At 71.8% G+C, this 8,334-nt stretch carries 5 protein-coding genes; 2 read left to right on the plus strand and 3 right to left on the minus strand.

The annotated features are described in order from the left end of the window. Nucleotides 1–8 precede the first annotated feature (8 nt). Nucleotides 9–2,402: a glycoside hydrolase family 31 protein gene (locus ACIBTU_RS25155; protein ID WP_399128654.1), complete on the minus strand. Its 2,394-nt coding sequence runs from the start codon at nt 2,400–2,402 to the stop codon at nt 9–11. A gap of 215 nt (nt 2,403–2,617) precedes the next feature. On the opposite strand from ACIBTU_RS25155, the gene ACIBTU_RS25160 reads away from it, so the two are divergent. After that, complete coding sequence (locus ACIBTU_RS25160; protein ID WP_399128656.1) at nt 2,618–4,591, plus strand: acetoacetate--CoA ligase; 1,974 nt, start codon at nt 2,618–2,620, stop codon at nt 4,589–4,591. Between the two features lie 104 nt (nt 4,592–4,695). After that, complete coding sequence (locus ACIBTU_RS25165; RefSeq protein ID WP_399128657.1) at nt 4,696–5,604, plus strand: hypothetical protein; 909 nt, start codon at nt 4,696–4,698, stop codon at nt 5,602–5,604. Nucleotides 5,605–5,666: 62 nt separating this feature from the next. Here ACIBTU_RS25165 and ptsP read toward each other — a convergent pair whose 3' ends face one another. Both ptsP and ACIBTU_RS25175 read right to left on the minus strand, forming a co-directional pair. After that, nucleotides 5,667–7,337 (minus strand): phosphoenolpyruvate--protein phosphotransferase, encoded by a 1,671-nt coding sequence (gene ptsP / locus ACIBTU_RS25170; protein WP_399128659.1) that lies wholly within the window; start codon nt 7,335–7,337, stop codon nt 5,667–5,669. Nucleotides 7,338–7,411: 74 nt separating this feature from the next. After that, nucleotides 7,412–7,861 carry a PTS glucose transporter subunit IIA gene (locus tag ACIBTU_RS25175; protein ID WP_399128660.1) on the minus strand — a complete coding sequence of 150 codons (450 nt, stop codon included), beginning with the start codon at nt 7,859–7,861 and terminating at the stop codon, nt 7,412–7,414. Nucleotides 7,862–8,334: the final 473 nt, after the last annotated feature.

The following is an 8,334-nucleotide window of genomic DNA, read 5'->3' on the forward strand; positions in this document are numbered from 1 at the left end:
CGGGCCCCTCACACCCCCCGAACCCGCACCGGATACGCCACCGGCCCCGCCCCGCCCTCCCCGACCTCTCCCGCATCCGGCTCCACCACGACCCGCCCCCCGCTCCACCGCGTCCGGAACCGCTCGATCACCGGCTCCTCCCAGCCGTCCCCGGGATCCGCGACCACGACACCGCCCCCCGTCGCCCCGCGCGCCGGAGCCCACACCTCCAGCGCCAGGCCACCGTCCTCACCGCGCACCGGAATCACCGCCCCCGCCCGCGCCAGCACCGGCACCCGCGACAGCGGCGCCTCCACCGTCACCTGACCCGGCCCCTCGAACACCGCACCCGTAGCCGTGTCGTACCAGCGCCCCCGCGGCAACCGCACCCGCCGATGCCGCGCCCCCGGCTCCGTCACCGGCGCCACCAGCAGCGCGTCACCCAGCAAGAACGCGTCCTCCACGTCCCGCAACGCCCGGTCCTCCGGCGCGCCCCACCACAAGGGCCGCACATAAGGAGCCCCGCTCCGCTGCGCCAGATGCGCCAGCGTCACGAAGTACGGCACGAGCCGGCGCCGCTCCTCCAACGCCCCGCGCGCGTGCCCGAGCACCTCGTCGCCGAACGTCCACGGCTCCCGCCGCCCCGCCCGCAGCGCGGAATGCGTACGGAACAGCGGCAGGTACGCCCCCAGTTGCAGCCAGCGCAGATACAGCTCCGGCGACGGATGCCCGTCGAACCCGCCCACATCGGGCCCCGAATACGGCACCCCGCACAGCCCGAGCCCCAGCACGAGCGACAAGGAGGCGCGCAGACCGGGCCACCCCGTGGCGACGTCCCCCGACCACGTACCCCCGTACCGCTGCATCCCGACCCACCCGGACCGGGAGAACACGAACGGCCGCTCCCGGGGCCGGAGTTCGAGCAGCCCTTCGTAGCCGGCCCGCGCCATGCACAGCCCGTACACGTTGTGCGCCTCCTGATGGTCGCCACCACGCCCCTCCAGGGCGTGCCGGGACGACCGCGGCAAGGTCGTCTCACCGAAGGCGGCGAACGACGCCGGCTCGTTCATGTCGTGCCAGAAACCGGCGAAACCCTGCGCCAGCCGCTCCGCGTACAACCCGCCCCACCACGTACGGACCCGCTCCGCCGTGAAGTCCGGGTACACCGACTCACCCGCCCACACGATCCCGCGCGCAGGCCCCCCGCCCGCGTCCCGCACAAACCCGTCGATCGCCCGCCCACCCTCGTACACCGCACCACCAGGCCGCGCCCGCACCGCCGGATCCACGATCGACACCAGCCGCACGCCCGCACCGCGCAACTCCTCCGCCAGCACCGGCAGCGCGGGAAACCGCTCCTTGTCGACCGTGAACACCTCGTGCGCCGCAAGGTGGTCGATGTCCAGATGCACCGCCTCCAGGGGCAGCCCGCGCTCCTTGTAGCCGGCGACGACCCTGCGCACCTCCTGGGCGTGACCGAAGCCCCACCTGGCGTGCTGATACCCGAGCGCCCAGGAAGGCGGCACACACGGCGCCCCCGTCAGCTGCGTCCACACCTGCAGCACCCGCGCGGGGGTGCCCACCACCACCCAGCACCGCAGCGGACCGCCGTCCATGCGCAACTCGGACGTCCCGGCCCGATCGTGCCCCGACCCCGCGCCCTCGCTCCCCTCGCGCAGACTCACCACGCCGTCCCAGGTGCTGTCGTGGAACACCAGGTGCGTCCCCGCGTCGGCCACCACCAACTGCACCGGCATCGTGATCGACAGCGGATCGTCACCCGGCCCGAACGAACCCCCGGGATCCGTGTTCCACAGCCGGTACGTCCCGCCCCGCAGCCGCGGCCCCGAAGCCCGCCCGCCGAGCCCGAAGAACCGGGCGTCCGCCGCGACCTCCGAACGCTGCACCCAGCGCGCCGCACCGCCGCCCTCCGGCTCCCACCACCGGGGCGGCAGATCCCGCCGCAGCGTCACCCCGCCGGGCGTACACACCTCCACCGCGCCGTGCCGCGACACCACGACCGTCACCCGCTCGGACACCACCCGCCAGCCGCCGTCCTTGTCGGGCTCCAGGACCGCCCGCGGATCCGCCTCGGGACACACTCCCGCCACGGCGTACGAGGGGCCGGGCTCGGCCCCGTCCCAGCCCCAGAAGACGGCCCCGCCGACCGCGACCCGGATCCGCAGCACCGACCGCGCGAACCGCACGACCCCACCGCCCGGCTCCGGCTCGGCCCCGACCACCGCCCCCGGCACCCGCGCCCGCTCCGGACCCCGCGGCACAAGCCCCGCCGCGTCCGCCCGGCGCCGCCGCCAGGACGCCCGGACGGCCCGCAGCCACTGGACGGAGCCGACCGACGACACCGCCGCGGGAACCGCAGAAGGAACCGCCCTCACCGAGCGCACCAGGTCACGACCGTTCATGCTGCTCACCCTGCCATCGGCGCGCCCACGCGCGTGTCGCGTTCAACTCCCGTTCATCCGTGGTGCCGCCACATCTTCACGACACTGACTATGTGGGGTCCGCCCTGGTGCGGAAGTCGATCACGTGGCATCGTCCTGTCAGCCGCGTCACGCGCACACCCCAGCCGTGCGCGCGCCAAGGACGCACACGCCGCGTACATCCCGGGAGCCGCCCCATGTCCACCGCGAACCCCACCCCGCTCTGGCAGCCCGACCGGCAGCAGATCGCCGACGCGCAGGTCACCCGGTTCCAGACCTGGGCCGCAGAGCGCCACGGAGCACCCGCCGAGGGGGGCTACGCGGCCCTGCACCGCTGGTCGGTCACCGAACTGGAGACCTTCTGGAAGGCCGTCACCGAGTGGTTCGACGTGCGCTTCACCCACCCCTACGCGCGCGTGCTGGGCAACCGCGCCATGCCGGGCGCCGAATGGTTTCCCGAATCCACGCTCAACTACGCCGAGCACGCCCTGCGCACCGCCGACGATCCCGCCCGCGCCGACACCCCGGCCATCCTCCACGTGGACGAGACGCACGAGCCGCGCCCCGTCACCTGGGCCGAGCTCCGCCGCCAGGTCGGCTCGCTCGCCGCCGAACTGCGCACCCTCGGTGTCCGCCCCGGCGACCGCGTCAGCGGCTACCTCCCCAACATCCCCGAAGCCGTCGTCGCCCTCCTCGCCACCGCGGCCGTCGGCGCCGTGTGGACCTCCTGCGCCCCGGACTTCGGCGCCCGCAGCGTCCTCGACCGCTTCCAGCAGGTGGAGCCCGTCGTCCTGTTCACCGTGGACGGCTACCGCTACGGGGGCAAGGAGCACGACCGCCGCGACACCGTCGCCGAACTCCGCGCCGAACTGCCCACCCTCCGCGCCGTCGTGCACATCCCCCTCCTCGGCACCGACGCCCCCGAAGGCGCCCTCGAATGGTCCGCCCTCACCTCGGCGGACGTGGCCCCCGTCTACGAAGAGGTGCCCTTCGACCACCCCCTGTGGGTGCTCTACTCCTCCGGTACCACCGGCCTCCCCAAGGCCATCGTGCAGTCCCAGGGCGGCATTCTCGTCGAGCACCTCAAGCAGCTCGGCCTCCACTGCGACCTCGGCCCCGACGACCGCTTCTTCTGGTACACCTCCACCGGCTGGATGATGTGGAACTTCCTCGTCTCCGGCCTCCTCACCGGCACCACGATCGTCACGTACGACGGCAGCCCCGGCTACCCCGACACCGGCGCCCAGTGGGCCATCGCGGAACGCACCGGCGCCACCCTGTTCGGCACCTCCGCCGCCTACGTCATGGCCTGCCGCAAGGCCGGCGTGCACCCCTCGCGCGACCACGACCTCTCCCGCGTCAAGTGCGTCGCCACCACCGGCTCGCCCCTGCCCCCCGACGGCTTCCGCTGGCTCCACGACGAGGTCCGCGCCGACCTCTGGATCGCCTCCGTCAGCGGCGGCACCGACGTCTGCTCCTGCTTCGCCGGCGCGGTCGCCACCCTCCCCGTCCACATCGGCGAACTCCAGGCCCCCGGCCTCGGCACCGACCTCCAGGCCTGGGACCCGGAGGGCAACCCCCTCATCGACGAGGTCGGCGAACTCGTCGTCACCAACCCCATGCCCTCCATGCCGATCCGCTTCTGGAACGACCCCGACGGCAGCCGCTACCACGACAGCTACTTCGACACGTACCCCGGTGTCTGGCGCCACGGCGACTGGATCACGCTCACCTCACGCGGCTCCGTCGTCATCCACGGCCGCTCCGACTCCACCCTCAACCGCCAGGGCGTCCGCATGGGATCCGCCGACATCTACGAGGTCGTGGAGCGCCTCCCCGAGATCCGCGAATCCCTCGTCATCGGCCTCGAACTCCCCGACGGCGGCTACTGGATGCCCCTGTTCGTCCACCTCGCCCCCGGCGCCGACCTCGACGACGGCCTCCGCGACCGCATCAAGCGCGCCATCCGCGAACAGCTCTCCCCGCGCCACGTCCCCGACGAGATCATCGAAGCCCCCGGCGTCCCGCACACCCTCACCGGCAAGCGCATCGAGGTCCCCGTCAAGCGCCTCCTCCAGGGCACCCCGCTCGAGAAGGCCGTGAACCCGGGTTCGATCGACAACCTCGAACTCCTCAAGTTCTACGAGGACATCGCCCGCAAGCGCGCCTGACACCACCCACCCGCACCCGGCCGTAGCCCACGGCCGGGTGCGTTGTCAGTGGCCCCGATTACTCTGAGTGAGCATTGATCGACCGCGTGCACTCAGGGGGAACCATGACGAACACACAGCGCAACCGGGACAGCCGCACCACCAGCCTGCGCACGGCTCTGCGCCAAGAGGTCGCCGGCACCATCGGCCTCCTGGCCGACGAGCAGGACTTCACCGCGATGCGGCGGTACCGCAGCTTCACGTTCGACGACCACAAGACCTATCTGCGGCAGGTCGAGGGCCTCCTCAAATCCCTCGCCGCGAAGGGCGGACACACCACCGTCGCCCTCTTCGACCCTGAGGAGTACGAGGAGTTCTGCGCGGAGACCGGCCTCGAACCGGACACACCGGCCAGCCGCACCCGCTTCACCGCGGAACTCGCCACCGTCGGCCCCGCGATCGCGTACGAGGGACAGCCCCTCGACGACCTCCTGCCCGAGCTCGTCGACGAGGCCGTCCGCCAGGCGACCTGGCAGTACGCGTCCACGACCCTCTCCCACATCGGCCCCTGCGCCGGATGCGGCCAGGACATCGGCCGCACCGCGTTCGCCCGGGCCTCCTACCTCATCGCCCGAGCCGTCGACACCGTCGGCCCCGGCGCCCACCACTGGGTCGGCAGCGTCCCCACCACCCAGGGCATGCTCCACGCCGTCCTCCACGTCGACGCCACCGAACCCGGCACCGTCACCCTCGACGAGACCGAGGCCATGGAGCTGACGACCCTCCTGGCCCTGGCCATCGCGCACGGAAACGCCTGCGCACTCGTCGTCCGCACCACCACGGAGGAGGGCCAGCGGATCTACGGCTGGCGCCTCAAGGACGAACGCCTCGAACCCTTGCCGGCCGCCCGCGTCTTCGACGCCTACTGCAACGACACCGAATCCGGAGACCTGACCGCACCCGAACCGGGCGTCGACTACTGCACCGCACCGGACATCGCCGACACCGGCCCCACGAGCCCGCACTGTCACTGAGCAAAAGACGTGGGGCGTTCCACCGTCCGGTGGAACGCCCCACGAAAACGGGCCGACGGCGACTACTCGCCGGACAGCACCGCCTGAGCCGCATGCCGCGCCTCGTCGGCCGACTCGGCGGCACGCGCGGCAGCCGCCGCACGCTCGCACTGCGCCAGCGTGTACTTGGCGAGCGTCGCCCGCACATACGGAATCGACGCCGCACCCATGGACAGGGAGGTGACACCCAGACCGGTCAGCACACAGGCGAGCAGCGGATCGGACGCCGCCTCACCACAGACACCACAGCTCTTGCCCTCGGCCTTCGCCGCCTCGGCGGACAGCGCGACCAGGTCGAGCAGCGCGGGCTGCCACGGGTCCTGCAGCCGGGACACCGCACCGACCTGACGGTCGGCGGCGAAGGTGTACTGGGCCAGGTCGTTCGTGCCCAGCGACAGGAACTCGACCTCCTGCAGCACCGAACGGGCACGCAGCGCGGCGGACGGGATCTCCACCATCGCGCCGAACTTGGCCTGCAGCCCAGCTGCACGGCAGGCGTCGGCGAACGCCTTGGCGTCCGCACGGTCGGCCACCATCGGAGCCATGACCTCGAGGTACACGGGCAGCCCCTCGGCCGCCTTCGCCAGCGCGGTCAGCTGCGTCCGCAGCACCTCCGGGTGGTCGAGCAGCGACCGCAGCCCGCGCACGCCGAGCGCCGGGTTCGGCTCGTCGGCCGGGGTGAGGAAGTCCAGCGGTTTGTCCGCACCCGCGTCCAGCACACGCACTACGACACGCCCCTCGGGGAACGCCTCGAGCACCGCGCGGTACGCCTCGACCTGCTTCTCCTCGGAAGGAGCCTGCTTGCTGTCGTCCAGGAACAGGAACTCGGTCCGGAAGAGACCGACACCCTCGGCACCCGCCTCGACGGCCGCCGGCACGTCCGCGGGACCGCCGACGTTGGCGAGCAGCGGCACCTTGTGCCCGTCCGACGTGGCTCCCGGACCGGTCGAGGAGGCCAGCGCGGCCTTGCGCTCGGCAGCCGAGGCCTCGAGAGCGGCACGCTTCTCCGGAGTCGGGTCCACGAAGATCTCACCGGTGCTGCCGTCGACGGCGATCACGGTGCCCTCCGCCAGCTCACCGGCACCCGGCAGCGCGACGACGGCCGGCACACCGAGGGCACGGGCCAGGATCGCGCTGTGACTGGTCGGCCCGCCCTCCTCGGTGACGAAGCCGAGCACGAGCGCCGGGTCGAGCAGCGCCGTGTCCGCCGGAGCCAGATCGCGGGCGATCAGGACGTACGGCTCGTCGCTGTCCGGCACACCGGGCATCGGGACGCCGAGCAGCCGGGCCACGATCCGGTTCCGCACGTCGTCCAGGTCGGCCACGCGACCGGCCATGTACTCGCCGGCACCGGCCAGGAGCTCGCGATAGTGGGAGAACGCGTCGTAGATACCGCGCTCCGCCGTGCTGCCCACCGTGATCCGACGGTCGACGTCGGCGATCAGCTCCGGGTCCTGGGCGATCATGGCCTGAGCCTCGAGCACCGCCTGGGCTTCGCCACCGGCCAGATTGCCGCGTGCCATCAGGTCGGCCGCCACAGCCTGGACGGCCTGGCGGGCGCGCCCCTGCTCGCGCTCGGCCTCCTCCGCCGGAATCTGCATGGCCGGCGGCTCGAGCACCGCCGTACCCATGTGCCGAACCTCGCCGACCGCCACCCCGTGGCTCACGCCGACGCCTCGCAGCGTTGTCTCCATTTCACCCGTCTCCGATAGCGCGGCGGGCTCAGCCGCCGCGATGGTTGTACTGCCGGCCGTCGGTGACTCCGTCGTCACTTCCAGCCGAACAGCGCGTCACCAGCCTTGATGTCGCCGTCCCCGACGACATCGGACAGGGACTCGGCGGTCGCCTCCAGAGCGACGACCGGGCACACCGGGGACTTGCCCGCGGCCTCGACGGCGGCGGGGTCCCAGCGGACCACGGCCTGACCGCGCTGCACGGTGTCGCCCTTGTTGACGAGGAGCTCGAAGCCCTCGCCGTTCAGCTGGACGGTGTCGATACCCAGGTGCGTCAGCACACCGTGACCCTCTTCGTCCACGACGACGAAGGCGTGGGGGTGGAGGGACACGACGATGCCGCTGACGGGCGAGACGGCCTCGGAGGGCTCGCGCACCGGGTCGATGGCGGTACCGGGGCCGACCATCGCGCCGGAGAACACCGGGTCGGGAACCGCGGACAGCCCGATGGCACGTCCTGCAAGAGGGGACGTCACGTTGGTCATGGCAAGCCTCCCAGGGGGGCGGAGAGTCTGTGATCGCCGTCGCTGCCTGTCCTGGACGGCGTACTTTTCAAGAGCGTAAGTCATGGAAAGTCCCGGTTCGCCCGGGAGCTACCGGTTGGCTGACGTACAAGTACGACGCAAACGATTTGCGCCGAACCCGACACCACGTGTAGCTTCGTACTCCTGCCTGGGAGCAGTCGGCGCCCTTGAGCGCCCCGCCTCCTGGCAGCATCTGCTGATCTGAAGCTTAGCCGTTGTCTAGACCACTGCACCTGCATGTCCGCAGGGGGGTGGTCAGGGGGCCGAGGAAAGACTGGTAGAGTTCCATCTCGCCGAAAGGGAAGCGCGAAAGCGAATTCCTGCAGGTGGAACGAATTTCCGAGGAAATCGGCCGGTGAAACGGTCTGATAGAGTCGGAAACGCAAGACCGAAGGGAAGCGCCCGGAGGAAAGCCCGAGAGGGTGAGTACAAAG

Source organism: Streptomyces sp. NPDC050145, from assembly GCF_044460245.1.
Classification (GTDB): domain Bacteria; phylum Actinomycetota; class Actinomycetes; order Streptomycetales; family Streptomycetaceae; genus Streptomyces.

Excerpts from the sequence above, each read along its gene's own strand:
- ACIBTU_RS25155 (WP_399128654.1), bottom strand. The coding sequence starts at position 2,402 with ATGAACGGTCGTGACCTGGTGCGCTCGGTGAGGGCGGTTCCTTCTGCG.
- ACIBTU_RS25160 (WP_399128656.1), top strand. The coding sequence starts at position 2,618 with ATGTCCACCGCGAACCCCACCCCGCTCTGGCAGCCCGACCGGCAGCAG.
- ACIBTU_RS25165 (WP_399128657.1), top strand. The coding sequence starts at position 4,696 with ATGACGAACACACAGCGCAACCGGGACAGCCGCACCACCAGCCTGCGC.
- ptsP (WP_399128659.1), bottom strand. The coding sequence starts at position 7,337 with ATGGAGACAACGCTGCGAGGCGTCGGCGTGAGCCACGGGGTGGCGGTC.
- ACIBTU_RS25175 (WP_399128660.1), bottom strand. The coding sequence starts at position 7,861 with ATGACCAACGTGACGTCCCCTCTTGCAGGACGTGCCATCGGGCTGTCC.